Origin of the sequence: Gemmatimonas sp. (assembly GCF_044344655.1) — a bacterium.
GTDB lineage: Bacteria > Gemmatimonadota > Gemmatimonadetes > Gemmatimonadales > Gemmatimonadaceae > Gemmatimonas.
In genome coordinates, this window is record NZ_JBIJCN010000002.1 from 60336 (window position 1) to 76228 (window position 15893).

Below are 15893 nucleotides of genomic sequence, written 5' to 3' on the forward strand. Positions count from 1 at the left end.
TTGACTCCGTGGCCAGAAAGCCGGAAGTTGTTCTTCCCTTGCTCGCCCGCACGTGTGCGGCCGGGCAAGGGGAGATCGCCTGCTTTACGACATAGACACTGGTCACCGGCTTCTGCACCCAGAGGTCGGCGCTAAGAGGGAACTCCGGTGAGAACCCGGGGCGGCCCCGCCGCTGTAAGGGATGACGAGGAAGCTTCCCGCCACTGCGCCATGTCTGGCGCGGGAAGGCCGCTTCCGAGGACGAATCCCGAGCCAGAAGACCTGCCAGTGTCCGAGTCCGCGCGCCCCCTCGAGGGAGGGTTCGCCGGGGATTGCTGCGCCGCACCGTTTTCATGAGATGCGCGCGGCCCCGTCTGGGCTCCCTGCGTTGTCTGCCGGGGGCCTTCGTGCTGCTCACGATCACGTGGGGGGCACGAGCGACGGGTGAACGTCCTCGGGTGGGTGTGCACACGCAGCTTTTATCCCCCTCTGGAGACACCGAATGACCACGTCCGTCGTCCCGCGCGCCGAGGTTCGCCCGCAGTTTGGGAGCTACGACTCGACCGGAGTGCGCACCATCACCGAAGTTATCAAGCGCGACGGCCGTCGAGCCTCCTGGGACCCGGAGCGCATCACGCGCGCCATCGCCCTGGCCTTCTGGGCTGCGCGCCACGACGACGCGATCAACCCGCACGCCAGCGACGCCGGGCACCGCTTCGGCCTCGGGTTCACCGAGTTCGCCGACGTCTGCGAAATCACGCAGCTCGTGGTCAACACCGTGGAGCGCAAAGCGCAGGAGCGCACGCCCACCGTCGAGGAAATCCAGGACGTCGTCGAAATGATGATCGCCGCGCGCGGTCATTGGGACGTGGCCAAGCGCTACGTGATCTATCGCGCCCAGCGCGCCCAGGTCCGGCTCCACGCCCACGAAGAAGACGGCCTGCAGGACTACATCTTCCTGTCGCGCTACTCGCGCTACCGGGAAGACCTCGGCCGCCGCGAAACGCCGTCGGAGGCGTTCACGCGCGTGATGGACATGCACCGCGCTCACTTCGCCGACAAGCTTGACCTCCCGGTCGCCGGCTTCGGCGGGCGTACGCTGCGCGCGCTGATGGACGAGACCGAGCAGGCGCTGCAGCGCAAGGCGATCCTCCCGTCCATGCGCTCGCTCCAGTTCGGCGGCCAGGCCATCGAGGCCAACAACGCCCGCATGTTCAACTGCGCCTTCACGCACATCAACCGCGTGGACGCGTTCAAGGAGGCGTTCTTCCTCCTTATGTCGGGCACGGGCGTGGGCTTCTCGGTACAGAAGCATCACGTGGCGCAGCTGCCGGCCTTCCCGGTGCGCGGCGCCGAAAACGATCTCGAGGTCATCCACTACACAGTGGGAGACACGCTTGAGGGCTGGGCGGACGCACTCGGCGCGCTCATCCAGAGCTATCTCGACAACAAGAAGATCGAGTTCAACTACTCGGGCATCCGCCGTCGCGGCGCCCCCCTCCGCACCTCGGGCGGCCGCGCCCCCGGGCACATCCCGCTCAAGAAGGCGCTGAGCGCCGTCGAGCGCATGCTCGAGCAGGTATCGGGTCGTTCGCTCCGCCCGATCGAGGTGTACGACATCCTCATGCACGTCGCCGTCGCCGTGCTCTCGGGCGGCATCCGTCGCTCGGCCACGATCTGCCTCTTCTCGGCGGACGACGACGAAATGGCGGCCGCGAAGACCGGCAACTGGTTCGAAACCAACCCGCAGCGCGGCAAGTCCAACAACTCCGCCGTGCTCGTGCGCGACAAGCACACCGAAGGCGACTTCCAGAAGCTCTTCGAGCTGCAGAAGGAATTCGGCGAGCCGGGCTTCTACTTCGTGGACGATGTGGAGTACGGCGCCAACCCGTGCGTGGAGATCGGCCTCGCGCCGTTCGCCGTGGTGGACGACGCGGCGCAGGCCAAGCTCGCCGAATACGGCATGCCCGGCGTAGACGTGGGCAGCACCGTGAGTGGCTGGCAGATGTGCAACCTCACCACGATCAACGCCAACGCCTGCGACGACGAGGCCGGGTTCCTCGCCTGCTGCCGCGCGGCGTCGCTGCTCGGAACGCTGCAGGCGGCGTACACGACCATCCCCTACCTCGGTGCCGCCACGCGGTACATCAACGAGCGTGAGTCGCTGCTAGGCGTGAGCATCTGCGGTATCCTCGATCGCCCGTCGCTCCTGCTCAACCCGCAGGTGCTGGAGCGCGGTGCGCAGGAGTGCCTCGACACCAACGCGGCGGTCGCCAGCCATCTCGGTATCCCGGCCGCGGCGCGCATCACCTGCGTGAAGCCCGAAGGCACCGCCAGCCTCGTGCTGGGCGCGGGCTCGGGGATCCACCCGCACCACGCGCGCCACTACTTCCGTCGCGTGCAAGCTGCGCGCACGGAGCCGGTGTACCAGTGGTTCAAGATGAACAACCCGCACATGACCGAAGCGTCGGCGTGGGATCCCGATACGACCGACGTGATCACCTTCCCGGTGACGGCGCCGGCCGATGCGATCCTCCGCAAGGACGTGGGCGCGGTGCAGTTCCTCGAGTACGTGCGCCTCGTGCAGCAGCACTGGGTGGTCGCCGGCCGTCGTCACGAGACGTACAACCCCGGCCTGCACCACAACGTGTCCAACACGGTCACCGTGCGCGACGAGGAGTGGGACGCCGTGCAGCAGTTCATCTTCGAGAACCGCGGCTACTTCACCGGCATTTCGCTGCTCCGCGAAACAGGCGACAAGGTCTACGCCCAGGCGCCGCGTGAAGAGGTGACCACCGAAACCGACATGGCCAAGTGGAACGCCCTCGTGTACCGCACGGTCGACTACACGGCGCTGTGGGAAGGCACCGATATGACCACGCTCGCCGATACCGTGGCGTGCGCCGGTGGTGCCTGCGAGATCATCTGATCCGCGGACGATGTGTGAACGCAAAAGGGGAGCGACCGACCGGTCGCTCCCCTTTTGCGTGGGCACGTCGTCAATGCTTCATGCCCGTGTTGCACCCTTCCTCGAGTACCTCGAAGGCATCGTGCAGCCCCTTCATCGCCGCCTTGAGCGCCGCGTCATCGGCCTTGGCCGCCACCATCGCCTGCACCTTCTCCGTCCCTGCGGTGAGCCCCGCCTGCGCCTTGGCCAGTTCGGGCTTCTGACAGGCCGTGGGCGCCGTGGAGGCCGCCACGGCCTTCGCGGCAGTCACCATCTCGCCGATCTTTGCGCGCGTGGGCGCCAGGTCACCCTTGTCCTTGGCAGGGTGCCACGTGGCCATCATCAGCATGTGGTAGGCGTCGAGCTCCTTCCAGGCCGCAGGCTTGGCAGCGCCCATCTGCTTCATATGCTCGGCGTGCATGGCGGCGTGGTCCATGCCGGCATGCCCCTTGTCGGCGGTACCGGCTTTGGGCGGGGTCTGCTGGGCAGCGGCGACCGAGGCGGAAAGGCTCAGCGCCGAGGCCAGCGCGAAGGAAAGGCGAAAGCGCATGGGATGGTGTGGTAAGGAATGTGAGACGAGGGGGAGCAAGGCTCCCGTGGATCTTACCCAACGCGGGCCGCGCCCGCATCGTAGTCCTTCTGGTACCCCCGTGCTCCCGCTAGGTCCCGGAACCCTGTTCCGGAAGCCGCCTCAGGGAGGTCCGGTAGCCACCCGGCTGACCCTGCACTCTCCACCCGTCCCCAGATGCCCCAGATGCCCGCCCCGCATCGTCTGCGTAGCGTGACCCGATGGTCCACGGCCCTGTTGCTGGCCGCGGTCCCGTTCACCGCCGAGGCGCAGCAGCGCACCACGCCGGAGCAGTTCTTCGGCCACAAGATCGGTGCCGACTACGAGCTCCCCAATTACACGAAGCTGCATCAGTGGTTCGCCACCGTGGCCAGAGAGAGCGACCGGGTTTCGCTCGACACGATTGGCCGCACGGAAGAAGGGCGCCCGCAGATCATGGCGATCGTCACGAGCCCCGAGAATCACACGAAGCTCGCGCGGTACAAGGAGATCGCCACGAAGCTCGCCAAAGCCGATGGGGTAGACTCCGCCGCCGCGGCCGCGATGGCCAAGGAAGGCAAGGTGATCTTCTGGATCGACGGCGGCCTGCATGCCACCGAAGTCCTCGGTGCGCAGCAGCTGATGGAAACGCTCTGGCAGCTCTCCAGCCGCACCGATGACGAAACACAGCGGATCCTGAACGACGTGGTCATCCTCATGACGCACGCCAATCCGGACGGCATGGAGCTCGTTACGAACTGGTACATGAAGGAGAGCGATAAGCTCAAGCGCACCACGGCCACCATCCCGCGCCTGTATGAGAAGTACGCCGGTCACGACAACAACCGCGACTCGTACATGAACGCGCTGGCCGAAACGCGCAACATGTCGCAGCAGCTGTTCGTCGAGTGGCATCCGCAGATCATGTACAACCATCACCAGACGGGCCCCACGGGCACGGTGATGGCGGCGCCGCCGTACCGGGACCCGGCCAACTACTGGTTCCACCCGGCAATGATCACGGGCCTCGACCTCGTGGGTGCGGCGCTCAATCACCGTTTCGTGCTCGAACACAAGCCCGGCCTCACCTTCCGCGCGGGCTCCAACTACAGCACCTGGTGGAACGGCGGCCTACGCACCACGGGCTACTACCACAACCAGATCGGCATCCTCACCGAAACGATCGGCAATCCCACGCCCATGCGCATTGCGCTGGTGCCGGAGCGCCAGGTGCGGTCGGCCGGTTTGCCGCTCCCCATCGAGCCGCAGGAATGGAAGTTCCGCCAGTCGATCGATTACTCGGTCTCGGCCAACTACGCCTTCCTCGACATGGCGTCGCGCTACCGGGAGACGTTCCTGTTCAATCGCTGGGTGATGGGCCAGGACCAGATCAAGGCAGGACAGAAGGACAACTGGACGATCTCGCCCAAGCGCGTGGCAGCGATGGCCGAGCAGATCCAGAAGGATCGTGCCGGGGCCTCGGCCGAAAATCGCGCCGGCGGCCCACGCGGCAGCGGCCTGGCGGCCAACGCGATGAACACCGTCGCGAACGATCGCTACATGGCGCTGCTCAAGAAGCCGGAGAACCGTGACCCGCGCGCGTACGTGCTCAGCGCCGGGCAGAAGGACTTCCCCACGGCCACGAAGTTCATCCGCGCCTTGCAGTACTCGGGGATCGACGTGCACAAGGCCACGGCGGCGTTCAGTGCGAACGGCAAGCAGTTCCCCGCTGGCTCATGGGTGATCAAGACCGATCAGGCGTTCCGCTCGCACGTGCTCGACATGTTCGAGCCGCAGGATCATCCGAACGACTTCCGCTATCCGGGTGGCCCGCCGATCCCGCCGTACGACAACGCCGGCTGGACGCTCGCCTTCCAGATGGGCATCGAGTTCGAGCGTGTGCTCGATGGCGGCCTCACGGGTTCCTTCGAGAAGGTCAACGGCATCACGCCGATGCCCGCGGGCACCGTGGCGAAGGGCAAGGCCGGCTACTTCATCCACGCCGGTGTGAACGACGGCAGCACGGTGGCCAACCGTCTCGCCAAGGCGAAGGTGAAGGCGCAGCGCATCCCCACGGAGTTCAAGGACGGCGGCACCACGTGGCCGGCCGGTTCGTGGTTCATTCCCGCGGGTGGTGCGGCTGACAAGGTCGTGGCCGATGCCGCGAAGGATCTCGGCGTGAACTTCGCCGCCGCCAACACGAAGCCGAGCGGTGCACAGCCCGTGCAGCCGCTCCGCATCGGCCTCGTGGACCGCTACGGCGGCAACATGCCCACGGGCTGGACGCGTCTGATTCTCGAGAAGTTCGAATTCGGCTACACCACGGTGTATCCGCAGGAGATCGACGCGGGCAACCTGAAGGCCAAGTACGACGTGCTGGTGTTCACCGACGGCATGTTCAGCGAGGCGGGGGCCGGCCGTGGCTTCGGCGGATCGCCAGACACCACGCTCATCCCGGCCGAGTACCGCAAGGAGCTCGGGCGCGTGTCCGACCGCTCGGTGCCGTCGCTCAAGGCGTTCGTGGAAGCGGGTGGCCGCATCGTGGCGATCGGCTCGTCGATCGGCCTTGGCAAGGCGATGGGGCTGCCCATCGAGAACCATCTGGCCGATGCCAACGGCCGCGCGTATCCCGGCGAGAAGTACTACATCCCCGGCTCGGTGCTCGAGGTGAAGCTCGACACCAGCGCCACCATTGCGACTGGTATGGCGGCGCGTCCCGCAGTGATGTTCGACAACAGCCCGGTGATGAAGCTCGGCCCCGACGCGGCGGCGAAGGGCGTGAAGGTGCTGGGTACGTTCGACAACACCGCGCCGCTACTCTCGGGGTGGGCCTGGGGTCAGGAACTGCTGAAGGACGGCGTGGCGATGGCCGAGGCGACCATGGGCAAGGGTACGGTGTGGCTGTTCGGCCCGGAGATCCTGTTCCGTTCGCAGGCGCACGGCACGTACAAGCTGTTCCTGAACGCGCTCGACGGCGGGTTCAAGCGGCCGGCGAAGGCAGTGCAATAATGCAGGCGCTCATGTGATGCGCTGGTTGGGCTGAACAGCACAACACGGAGCCAGGGAGAGCATGAGGCCACGGAGAAGAGATTCTCCGTGGCCTCATGCGTGTGAGTCGTGCTCCGTGCCCTTACCAGCCTCCGTGCGCTTAGCACTCGGCGCTCACGCGGTTCACGGCTTCCGTCGCCGCTATATTGAGGGGATGGGACTCACACTGCGCGAGGTCGGCTCACGGGCCACGAAGCTGGCAGGCATGTTGGTGCCGATCGGGCTTGGCCTTGGCGCCAGCAAACTGGCCGCCCCCTACATGCCAGCGTTCACGGAGTGGGTCAATTCGCTGGGGCCGTGGGCGCCTGCGGCGTTCGTAGCCGGATACATCGTGGCCACCATCTGCATGATGCCGGCCTTCCTGCTCACCATTGCCGGCGGCGCGGTATTCGGACTGGCCAAGGGGTCGGCGCTGGTGTTCGTGGGCTCCACCATCGGCGCCGTGATCGCGTTCACACTCGGGCGCACGGTGTTGCGTGGCTGGGTACAGGCGCAGATCGCAAAGAACCAGACGCTGCAGATCGTGGACCGGGTGGTGGGGCAGGAAGGGCTCAAGCTCATGGTGCTGCTGCGCCTGTCGGGGATCGCGCCCTTCGTGCTCACCAACTATGCGATGGGCGTCACGAGTGTCACGTTGGGGCAGTTTCTGCTGGCGATGCTGGGGATGATTCCCACGATCGCCACGTACGCCGCTCTGGGGCAGGCCGGAGCGGAGACGCCCGGTGCCGGCACCATTCCGGCGTGGATGCTGTGGATGGGGGTGAGCGCCGCGATCGCGCTGGCGGTCACGGTCACGCGCATCGTGCAGAAGGCACTGCGCGAGGCGCAGATGCGGCATGATGTGGAGCAGCTGGCGCACAGCGCGGATAGCACCGAGGGGAAAAACGCAGATGCCCAGCGCTGACCCGCGCAGATTTAGCGCTCACTGCTGGGCTGATGACCTCTCAGATCTCACCGTTCATCGCTCAGGCTCTCCCGCGCGTATGTTTGGCGTCTCCTCTTCCCCGCCGCCATGCGCCTTGCCCTCCTTCCCGCCGCCTGCGCCTTCGCGCTCGTAGCCGCCTGCCATCAGCGCGCCGCCGTTTCGGTGCAGGGCGCGGCCAGCCCTGTGCGCGTGGGCCCCGAGCGCGGCTCCGTGCTCGTGGTGGGTGGGGGCCAGCAGGGGCCCGAGGTCTTCGCGAAGTTCATCGAACTCGCGGGCGGCCCGGAGGCACTCATCGTGGAGGTGCCCACGGCCGGCGCGGACTCGGTGGATCTCTCCACCGTGGGGCGCGGGCTGCGGGCGGCGGGGGCCCGCAACGTGGTGGTGTACCACACCACCGATCGCACCGTGGCCAACGCGGACAGCTTCGTGGCGAAGATCGCCAATGCACGCGGCGTGTGGTTCGGCGGCGGCCGGCACTATCGCCTGGTGAACTCGTACATGGGCACGAAAAGCCAGCGCGCCTTCGAGGCGGTGTTGGCGCGTGGTGGGGTGGTGGGTGGATCATCAGCGGGGGCGAGCATCCTTGGCGATTATCTCGTGCGCGGTGCGCCATCCAACGACAACCGGATCGTGAACCACCCGCAGTACCTCAAGGGCTTTGCGTATCTGCGCAACACGGCGATTGACCAGCACGTGGTGGCGCGCGAGCGGCTCCCCGACCTGTACGATTCGCTCACGGCGAAACGCCGCGACCTGCTCGCGATCAGCGAAGACGAGGGCACAGCCTGGGTGGTGCGCGGTGACACGGCCGAGGTGATCGGTCGCAACAAGGGGTTCGTGTACAATGCGCGCGAGCTCACCGATCCGGGGCGGCCGTTCCTGACGTTACTGCCCGGCGATCGCTTCGACCTCAATGCACGGCGGGTGATTTCGCGGGCGGCATCGGCATCGCGTCTCGACGGCGCATTTCTCGATGAACTGTTCGGCCCGTACCAGAACGGCGTGCGTGGTGGCGCGGCGGTACTCGTGGCGCGCGAGGGCAAGGTCCTGCTCAATCGGGCCTACGGCATTCCGGTGCAGCCACGCTTCACGCCGGAAACGGCCGTACCGGCGTTCGACCTTGGCAATCTCTCCGGCGTGCTGAACGCCTCAATCACCCCCGACAGCAGCGGTCGCATGAGCGCCGCGAGCGTTCGCCGTGTGCAGGGGATTGGCGGCATGCAGCGTGCGCGCTTCGACAGCACGTCGCGCGCATGGCGCGCCAACGTGGACGACCTGTATCGCTTCGAACTCGGGCGGTTCGTGGTGCGCCCGGGCGCACGCGACACCAACACCCCGCCAAAACCGTTCGAACTGGAACAGGTGCGCGGGCGCACCCGGTATGCCACCTACGGCACACAGGACGGCATGCGCCACGCGTGGGTGCGCTACCCGGCCGAGCGTACCGTGATTCTGCTGCTCACGAACGACAGCACGGCGGATGCGCGGGCCATGGCGGACCGCATCGCCGACCGGGTACTGCGCTGACCGGCACGCCACAGTGAACACCTCCATGCCTCGCCTCACGGTCGCGATTGCCGCGTGCACCGTTGCCATTCCGTTTGTGCTTCCGGCGCAGCGGGAACCATTCGCCGTTCCCGCGTGGGCGTTCCCCTTCGCGGCGCCGCTGTCCCCCGCGCCGCGCCCCGACAGCGTGCTGCTGCACAGTGTGCCTGGATCATCGGTCCGGTTCACGATGAAGCAAGTGCAGAACGGCTTCGACATTCCCGACTGGTTTCCACGGCAGCATGCGCCCATGCCGCCATCGGTGCAGTACGGGGTGCGCCCCGATGGCCGCGCCTGCGGCTATTGCCACCTCCCCGATGGACAGGGGCGCCCGGAGAACGGCACGCTGGCGGGGCTGCCGGTGGAGTACGCGGTGCGGCAGGTGCGCGCTTTCCGCGACGGCACGCGCGTGAGCGCCAGCCCGGTGGCCGCCACTGGCCCCATGCATACGGTGGCCAAGGGCGTGACCGATGAGCAGGTGCGTGAAGCGGCCGTCTACTACGCGCGCATCCGCCCCACGCGCCGCAACGTGATTCGCGAGGTGCGCCAGGTGCCCACCACCCGTATCGCCGGGCTCCTGTACGCCTACGACGGCAACGACACCGAGCCCATTGCCGGTCGGCTCATCGAGGTGCCGGAAACGCTCGAGCGGCACGATCTGCGCGACCCGTGGGTCCCGTACATCACGTATGTGCCGGAGGGGAGCATCCCGCGCGGCAAGCGCCTCGCCGTGCGCGGTCCGACCGGTGCGGCCACGGCTTGCACCACCTGTCACGGCCCGAGGCTGCTCGGCGTAGGTGATGTTCCACCAATCGCTGGCCGCTCCCCCAGCAACATGCTGCGGCAGCTCATCAACTTCCGCACACGGGCGCGCCGGGACAGCACCGCGCTCCCCATGTACGCGGTGAGCGACGCGATGAGCATCGACGACATGGTAGCGGTCTCCGCGTACGTGGGATCGCTTGTTCCTGCTGCCCGCCGATCGCCCACGCGGTAGCTTGCGGCCATGCGTCCCAGCACTCTGCCCATCCGCGAAGCACTGATCGGCGCGATCACCCTGCTCGCGCTCCTCTTTGTGACCGTCGCCATTCGCGGCTGGCGATCGCAGCGGAGCAGCGGCGGTTCGTCGCGCCCCACGTTTGGGCAGCTGCTGATCGGCGTGGTCGTGAACTTCTTCGACACCCTCGGGATCGGCTCGCTCGCCACCACCACGACGGCGTTCCGCACGCTGCATATGGTGCCCGATGAGCAGCTCCCGGCCACGATGATCGTGGGGCTCACGCTCCCCGTCGTGACGCAGGCGCTGATCTTCATCACCACGGTCCAGATCGATCCGGTGATGCTGCTGCTCATGATCGTTGCCGCGTTCGTTGGCGGATGGGCCGGGGCTGCCGTGGTCTCCCGTCTGCCGCGGCGCCCCATTCAGCAGGCCATGGGCACAGCGCTACTGGTCGCGGCGCTGTTCATGGCGCTCGGTCAGTTGGGGCTCATGCCGACCGGTGGCGGTGCGCTGTCCCTCCCGCCGGGTCGCCTCGCGCTCGCGCTCTCGATCAACGTGCTCTTCGGCGCCCTCGTGATGGTGGGGATCGGCAACTACGGCCCCACCTTCGTGCTGCTCAGCGCCCTCGGTATGGACCCGCGCGCGGCCTTCCCCATCATGATGGGCAGCGGGGCGTTCGCCGCGCTCGTCGGGAGCATGCGATTCGTGCGCTCCGGTCGTGTGGTGTGGCAGCCGGCCATCGGCCTCACGCTCGGCGGCGTCCCGGCGGTGCTCGTCGCAGCGTTGGTGGTAAAGTCACTCCCGCTCGACGTGATGCGCTGGATCGTGCTGGCCGTGGTGATCTACGCGGCGATCACGATGCTCAGGTCACCGACGCCATCCGGCAATCAGGCATAGCAGCAGAGCGCCAATCGCAGCGCGCGGAAACCAGCCGGGCCCGCCCCCAGACCATCACCGCCGGAAGCGCGCCGGCCCTTAAAGGGCCTCAGCCCGTCATCAGCGACTGCAGCGTCCGACGCTGTTGCCCCGCGTCATCGAAATTGGCCGGGTCGAGCCACGCGTCGTACGCCGCACGCAGCCGCGGCCAGTCCGCATCGGTCATCGCGAACCACGCCGTGTCGCGGTTGCGCCCCTTGATCACCAGGTGCTGGCGGAACACGCCTTCGGCAGTAAAGCCGAAGCGCAACGCCGCACGCTTCGAGGGCACATTGTCGTTGTCGCACTTCCACTCGAAGCGGCGATAGCCGAGGGTGTCGAACACGTAGCGCGCCGACAGAAACAGCGCGTCGGTCGTGACGCGTGTGCGTGCGATCGCCGGCCCCCAGTGGATATGGCCGATCTCGATGCAGCCATGCTCGGGCACGATGCGCATGAGTGACTGCCGGCCCTCGGCGCGGCCGGTGGCGCGATCGATCACCGCGAAGAACAGTGGGTCGTCGCTGGTCTCGGCGCGCGCGAGCCAGCCATCGAACTCCGCCCGCGAGGCGGGCGGCACGTCCCACAGATACCGGAACCGCTCGTCGGCGCCCTCGGCGATCGCCGCCTCGTACAGTGCGTCGCCATGGGCGACGGCGCTCAGTGGTTCGAGGCGGGTATAGTGCCCCTGCAGGGGCTCGGCCGCGGGTCGTTCACGCGGAGTCCACGAGGCGAGCGACGGCACGGGCCGTTCCGGTTACCGCTTTTCCATCGCGTCGCGCACGTCGAGCAGGATCTCGAAATAGAGCTGCTCGCGACGGTAGGAAAAGTCGAGCGCCGCCATCTGGGCCGGATCGCCGGTTTCCTTGGCGCGGTCGAAGGCTTCGCGGTACATCTCTTCCAGGTTGTTCAGAATCCGTTCACGGGAACGCGACATACGAAACGCCTCGAGGGCTTTGAAGGTCAGGCGGGGCGGGAGATCATCCACCGTCTCGACACTCTCTTCCGTATCGAAGAACTTGGTCAGTCGCTCCAGCACGAGGCGACGGCCGCGATCGGGAAGGTTCACAGGAGACGGGGAAAGGGCCACACGGTGAAGCGAACGGATGTCTTTGCCCGCGACGGATACCGCTGCGTGTACTGCGGTCTGGAACACGAGGCCGACAACCTGAGCGTGGACCATGTCCAGCCGCGGATGCGCGGCGGAGACGGGTCCGCGGGGAACCTAGTAACGGCCTGCAGGGGCTGCAACACGAAGAAGGGCGGGCGGTCCCTGGCCGCGTTCCTCTTCGACGACCCGGAGGCCCGACGGAACTTCTTCCATCACGCGCGGTATGTCTGGCCACGACATCTCAAAGCGGTGGCCGAGGAGCTTGCGCGCCGGGGCGTAGTGGAGGCCTCAACGGAGCTCGTGGAGGGGATCCGGGGGCTGCGCAGCTCCGAGGCCATCGCTAAGTTGTTGCTGGAGAAGCACCTGCCCCACAACGGGGAGGATCACCCGGAAGGGGCGTAGACAGGCCCGCTCGATTGGATATGAACAACGTCAAGGTTTTCGTGCTCATGGCCGGCCTCACCGGCCTGGTCGTCGCCATCGGTCAGGCCATCGGTGGCGGCAGCGGCGCCATCATGGCGCTCATCCTGTCAGCGGGCATGAACCTCTTCATGTACTGGGGTTCGTCCAGCATGGTGCTGCGCTCGTACAACGCGCAGGTGGTCACGGCGGCACAGGCCCCGCAGCTGTACGGCATGGTGGACCGCCTGCGGCAGCGGGCGGGGCTCCCCATGCCCACCGTGGCCATCGCGCCCCACGACCAGCCCAACGCCTTCGCGACCGGACGCAACCCGGAGAACTCGGTCGTGTGCGTGACCGAGGGGCTCCTGCGCATCATGTCGCAGGATGAGCTGGAGGGGGTGATTGCCCACGAACTCGCGCACATCAAGAATCGCGACATGCTGCTGCAGACGATGGCGGCCACCATGGCCGGTGCCATCAGCAACCTCGCGCAGATGGCGTTCTTCTTCGGCGGCCGCGGCGACGACGACGAAGGCGCCAATCCGGTGGTGATGATCGCGATGCTCATCATCGGCCCCATCGTGGCGATGGTACTGCAGTTCGCGATCAGCCGTCAGCGCGAGTTCAAGGCCGACGCGGTGGGGGCGGAGATCTGCGGCCGTCCGCTGTCGCTGGCCAACGCCCTGGTGCGACTCGAGAACACCGCGCGTCGCATCCCCATGACGGTCTCGGCCAACGCCGCGCCGCTGGCGATCGTGAATCCGCTCGCCGCGTTCAGCATGCGCGGGATGAGCAAGTGGTTCTCCACGCACCCGCCCACCGAGGAGCGCGTGGCGGCGCTCCAGGCCATCGCGGTCCGCGGGTAAGCCCGCAGGAGCACCGCGTCGCCACGGTAACCGGTCAGGGCGTGGCGTTCCCCTCACCCAAGCGGTGAAAGACATGGTCGTCGAGCACCTTGCCGTTCTTGAGGTGCTCGACGACGATGCGCTCCATGAGCTCGGGGGTGACCCCGGCGTACCACACCCCTTCGGGGTACACCACCACGATCGGACCACCAGCGCACACGCCGAGGCACGGCGCCTCGCTGCGCTTTACCCGCGTGGCCCCGAAGAGCAGACCATGACGCTGCAGCAGTGACGCGAGCTTCGCGTACACCGCCCGTCCGGCGCGATGCTCGGTGCAGTACCCGCCCGTGCACACCACCACGTGGCGCGAGTATGACTCCATGTGCGGAAGACCAGCCACGGCCTGCATCTCTCCGGTAACGTGGTGTGTGCGTCATGGGCAAACGCGAATGCGTACGTGGGATCAGCCCGCAGGACACCACCTCGGCCGATCGGACTTCTGGCGCAAATCTACACCGTGCGCCCAGACACCGAACGCTCGGCACACCGGGACGGGATCGTTACTTGACCAGCCCGACCACCAGCTCCACCACGATCAAGGCCACGATGGCGATTTCCAGCGTCTCATTGCGCGCGGCCTGCGCCTCGCCGTTCAGCATGGCGTAGGTGTCCCGGAGAATGGCCAGCTTCCGGTCGATCCCCGCCCGCCACGCACGTCCGCGGAAGAGTTCCAGCGCCGCCGAGTACACGCGGGCCAGATACACGTCGTCGGTCACTTTGAGCGCATTCTCCACGCGCTCAACCAGTTCGGTGGAATCGGCCACCTGCGCCTGCAGCCGTGAAAGCAAGGCGGCAAAACGTCGCCCCGGGAACACCGCATGCCGTCGGCGCGCCGCCTCGATATCGTCGTAGAGCCGCGGCAGCTCCGCATCCAGCAGCGCGTCGAAGTGGCGCAACTCGAGGAGCTGCGCATTGGCGAACTCGAGGATGTATTGCAGATCGGTATCCTGCTGACCGGGCTCCACGATCAGCGCGTTCTCCCAAGTGAGGATCGCGAGATCGTCGCCGTAGTAGCTGAAGCGGTGCGGCAAGAGCTCACGGCGCGCGTCGGCACTGAGGGGGCGCGACTCGTTAAGGAGCAATGGCACCACGTCGAGCGCGGCGAGTGCCTCAGCACCCAAGGGAGCACCGTCGTCACCCATGACACGCCAGACACGAAAGACCATGTAATCCTCGTGTACGTCGGCAATCACGGTTCGCTCCACCGCCGGCGCGAGCCGCTCGGTGAGGAGGCGCAGGTGATGCTCCACGATGGCGACAATCCCCGGATGATGTTCGAGGCGGCGGCCGAAGTCGGTAAAGTCTTGCCAAGAACAGGAGACCGGTGCCGGCACGCGCACACGCAACGACACCACCCCGAAGTCGAAGATGCGCGCGGAGACTTCCACCTCGTGCGACACGTCTGATACCACCAGCGACTCGCTCCCGAGGATCACCGTAATGGGCGGGTTCTTGATCTGCAGGGCCTGCGCCTCACCACGCACCGGACGCACCCGTTCCGGACCGCTGGTGGCCAGCAGGTCGAGCGCCTGATCGAGGTTGATGGCGTAGCCCACGTCGAAGAGACGGTACGCCATGGCGGAGCCAGTGACGACGAGTTCCATGCATGGAAGCTATCCCCCGTTTGCATTCCGGGCTGCCGGCCTTAGCGTTGATCTATGTCTTCTGTGAATCGTCTGCCTGGGCTGCCGGACTCGACCATTGTCGCTAAGGGGTATGCCCACCCCGAGCGCCTCGTGAGCACCGCGTGGCTCGATGCGCATCGTGCCAATCCCGCGCTCCGCCTCCTCGAATGCAACGAGGATGTGCTGCTGTACGACGTGGAGCATATCCCCGGCGCACAAAAGCTCGACTGGCACGTAGACCTCAACGATCAGGTCGAGCGCGACTACATCGAGCGCGCAGGGTTCGAAGCGCTGCTGCGGCGCCTCGGGATCGATGACAGCACCACCGTGGTGTTCTACGGTGACAAGAACAACTGGTGGGCCACCTATGCCTTCTGGGTGTTCCGCCTGTACGGCTTCGACAACATGGTCGTGCTCGATGGTGGCCGCGCGAAGTGGATCGCAGAGGATCGCGAGACCACCACGGAGCGGCCGCGCTATGCGGCGTCCACCTATGTAGCTCGCGCGCGTGACGATCTCAGCATCCGCGCCTTCCTCGAGGACACCACCGCCCACATGCTGGCCGCGCGGCCGCTAGTGGACGTGCGCTCTCCGCAGGAGTACACGGGGGAGACGCTGCACATGCCCGATTACCCGCAGGAGGGCACCCTGCGTGGCGGACACATTCCGGGCGCCCGCAGTATGCCGTGGGCGCGCGCGGCGGAAGGCGATGGTACGTTCAAGGGCGCCGCCGCGCTCCGCGCGTTGTACGAGGGCGAGCTGGGCTTGGCCCCCACCGACTCAGTGGTGACCTACTGCCGCATTGGTGAGCGGTCGAGCCACACCTGGTTCGTCCTCACCTATCTCCTCGGCTTCGCGAACGTGCGCAACTACGACGGATCGTGGACGGAGTGGGGCAATGTGGTACGGGCACCGATCCGCAAGGGAGAACAGCCATGAGGAAC

14 protein-coding genes and 1 riboswitch are annotated in these 15893 nt (G+C 66.8%); of the genes, 9 read left to right on the plus strand and 5 right to left on the minus strand.

Features of this window, described 5'->3' with window-relative positions:
* The first annotated feature begins 82 nt into the window (after positions 1-82).
* A riboswitch (cobalamin riboswitch) is annotated at positions 83-284 on the plus strand.
* Positions 285-481: 197 nt separating this feature from the next.
* The gene (locus ACIQ51_RS01320) at positions 482-2908 is read left to right on the plus strand and encodes an ATP cone domain-containing protein (protein ID WP_396203193.1); all 2427 of its coding nucleotides are present in this window, start codon (positions 482-484) and stop codon (positions 2906-2908) included.
* A 70-nt stretch (positions 2909-2978) separates the two neighbouring features.
* Here the strand turns inward: ACIQ51_RS01320 and ACIQ51_RS01325 are convergent, their stop codons facing one another.
* On the minus strand, positions 2979-3476 hold the full coding sequence (locus ACIQ51_RS01325) for a hypothetical protein (protein ID WP_396203194.1): 498 nt from the start codon (positions 3474-3476) through the stop codon (positions 2979-2981).
* Between the two features lie 231 nt (positions 3477-3707).
* Here ACIQ51_RS01325 and ACIQ51_RS01330 point away from each other — a divergent pair, with 231 nt between their 5' ends.
* The 5 genes from ACIQ51_RS01330 to ACIQ51_RS01350 all read left to right on the plus strand — a co-directional run bounded on the left by ACIQ51_RS01330 (position 3708) and on the right by ACIQ51_RS01350 (position 10888).
* Entirely contained in the window at positions 3708-6482 is a 2775-nt protein-coding gene (locus ACIQ51_RS01330; RefSeq protein WP_396203195.1) for a M14 family zinc carboxypeptidase, read from the plus strand.
* Between the two features lie 193 nt (positions 6483-6675).
* A complete protein-coding gene (locus ACIQ51_RS01335) occupies positions 6676-7425 on the plus strand; it encodes a TVP38/TMEM64 family protein (RefSeq protein ID WP_396203196.1) in 750 nt (249 codons plus the stop codon).
* A 108-nt stretch (positions 7426-7533) separates the two neighbouring features.
* Positions 7534-8973, plus strand: coding sequence for a cyanophycinase (locus ACIQ51_RS01340; protein ID WP_396203197.1), 1440 nt, complete (start codon positions 7534-7536; stop codon positions 8971-8973).
* Between the two features lie 25 nt (positions 8974-8998).
* Positions 8999-9988 carry a c-type cytochrome gene (locus ACIQ51_RS01345; RefSeq protein WP_396203198.1) on the plus strand — a complete coding sequence of 330 codons (990 nt, stop codon included), beginning with the start codon at positions 8999-9001 and terminating at the stop codon, positions 9986-9988.
* Positions 9989-9997: 9 nt separating this feature from the next.
* Positions 9998-10888, plus strand: a complete 891-nt coding sequence (locus ACIQ51_RS01350) for a sulfite exporter TauE/SafE family protein (RefSeq protein ID WP_396203199.1) — start codon at positions 9998-10000, stop codon at positions 10886-10888.
* An 88-nt stretch (positions 10889-10976) separates the two neighbouring features.
* On the opposite strand, the gene ACIQ51_RS01355 is transcribed toward ACIQ51_RS01350, so the two are convergent.
* Together ACIQ51_RS01355 and ACIQ51_RS01360 are read right to left on the minus strand one after the other, a co-directional pair.
* Positions 10977-11651, minus strand: coding sequence for a GNAT family N-acetyltransferase (locus ACIQ51_RS01355; RefSeq protein ID WP_396203200.1), 675 nt, complete (start codon positions 11649-11651; stop codon positions 10977-10979).
* Between the two features lie 12 nt (positions 11652-11663).
* Positions 11664-11996, minus strand: a complete 333-nt coding sequence (locus tag ACIQ51_RS01360) for a hypothetical protein (RefSeq protein WP_396203201.1) — start codon at positions 11994-11996, stop codon at positions 11664-11666.
* A gap of 3 nt (positions 11997-11999) precedes the next feature.
* Here ACIQ51_RS01360 and ACIQ51_RS01365 point away from each other — a divergent pair, with 3 nt between their 5' ends.
* Together ACIQ51_RS01365 and ACIQ51_RS01370 are read left to right on the plus strand one after the other, a co-directional pair.
* On the plus strand, positions 12000-12419 hold the full coding sequence (locus ACIQ51_RS01365; protein ID WP_396203202.1) for an HNH endonuclease: 420 nt from the start codon (positions 12000-12002) through the stop codon (positions 12417-12419).
* 20 nt (positions 12420-12439) lie between these two features.
* Positions 12440-13285, plus strand: coding sequence for a zinc metalloprotease HtpX (locus ACIQ51_RS01370; protein WP_396203203.1), 846 nt, complete (start codon positions 12440-12442; stop codon positions 13283-13285).
* 34 nt (positions 13286-13319) lie between these two features.
* On the opposite strand, the gene ACIQ51_RS01375 is transcribed toward ACIQ51_RS01370, so the two are convergent.
* On the minus strand, positions 13320-13664 hold the full coding sequence (locus ACIQ51_RS01375) for a (2Fe-2S) ferredoxin domain-containing protein (protein ID WP_396203204.1): 345 nt from the start codon (positions 13662-13664) through the stop codon (positions 13320-13322).
* 160 nt (positions 13665-13824) lie between these two features.
* Complete coding sequence (locus ACIQ51_RS01380) at positions 13825-14928, minus strand: hypothetical protein (protein ID WP_396203205.1); 1104 nt, start codon at positions 14926-14928, stop codon at positions 13825-13827.
* 54 nt (positions 14929-14982) lie between these two features.
* On the opposite strand from ACIQ51_RS01380, the gene ACIQ51_RS01385 reads away from it, so the two are divergent.
* Positions 14983-15888, plus strand: a complete 906-nt coding sequence (locus ACIQ51_RS01385) for a sulfurtransferase (RefSeq protein WP_396203206.1) — start codon at positions 14983-14985, stop codon at positions 15886-15888.
* Positions 15889-15893: the final 5 nt, after the last annotated feature.

What these genes read in the sequence shown, in the direction of transcription:
- ACIQ51_RS01350 (WP_396203199.1), top strand. Translation starts at nt 9,998, where the DNA reads ATGCGTCCCAGCACTCTGCCCATCCGCGAAGCACTGATCGGCGCGATC.
- ACIQ51_RS01340 (WP_396203197.1), top strand. Translation starts at nt 7,534, where the DNA reads ATGCGCCTTGCCCTCCTTCCCGCCGCCTGCGCCTTCGCGCTCGTAGCC.
- ACIQ51_RS01320 (WP_396203193.1), top strand. Translation starts at nt 482, where the DNA reads ATGACCACGTCCGTCGTCCCGCGCGCCGAGGTTCGCCCGCAGTTTGGG.
- ACIQ51_RS01380 (WP_396203205.1), bottom strand. Translation starts at nt 14,928, where the DNA reads ATGGAACTCGTCGTCACTGGCTCCGCCATGGCGTACCGTCTCTTCGAC.
- ACIQ51_RS01335 (WP_396203196.1), top strand. Translation starts at nt 6,676, where the DNA reads ATGGGACTCACACTGCGCGAGGTCGGCTCACGGGCCACGAAGCTGGCA.
- ACIQ51_RS01345 (WP_396203198.1), top strand. Translation starts at nt 8,999, where the DNA reads ATGCCTCGCCTCACGGTCGCGATTGCCGCGTGCACCGTTGCCATTCCG.
- ACIQ51_RS01385 (WP_396203206.1), top strand. Translation starts at nt 14,983, where the DNA reads ATGTCTTCTGTGAATCGTCTGCCTGGGCTGCCGGACTCGACCATTGTC.
- ACIQ51_RS01325 (WP_396203194.1), bottom strand. Translation starts at nt 3,476, where the DNA reads ATGCGCTTTCGCCTTTCCTTCGCGCTGGCCTCGGCGCTGAGCCTTTCC.
- ACIQ51_RS01370 (WP_396203203.1), top strand. Translation starts at nt 12,440, where the DNA reads ATGAACAACGTCAAGGTTTTCGTGCTCATGGCCGGCCTCACCGGCCTG.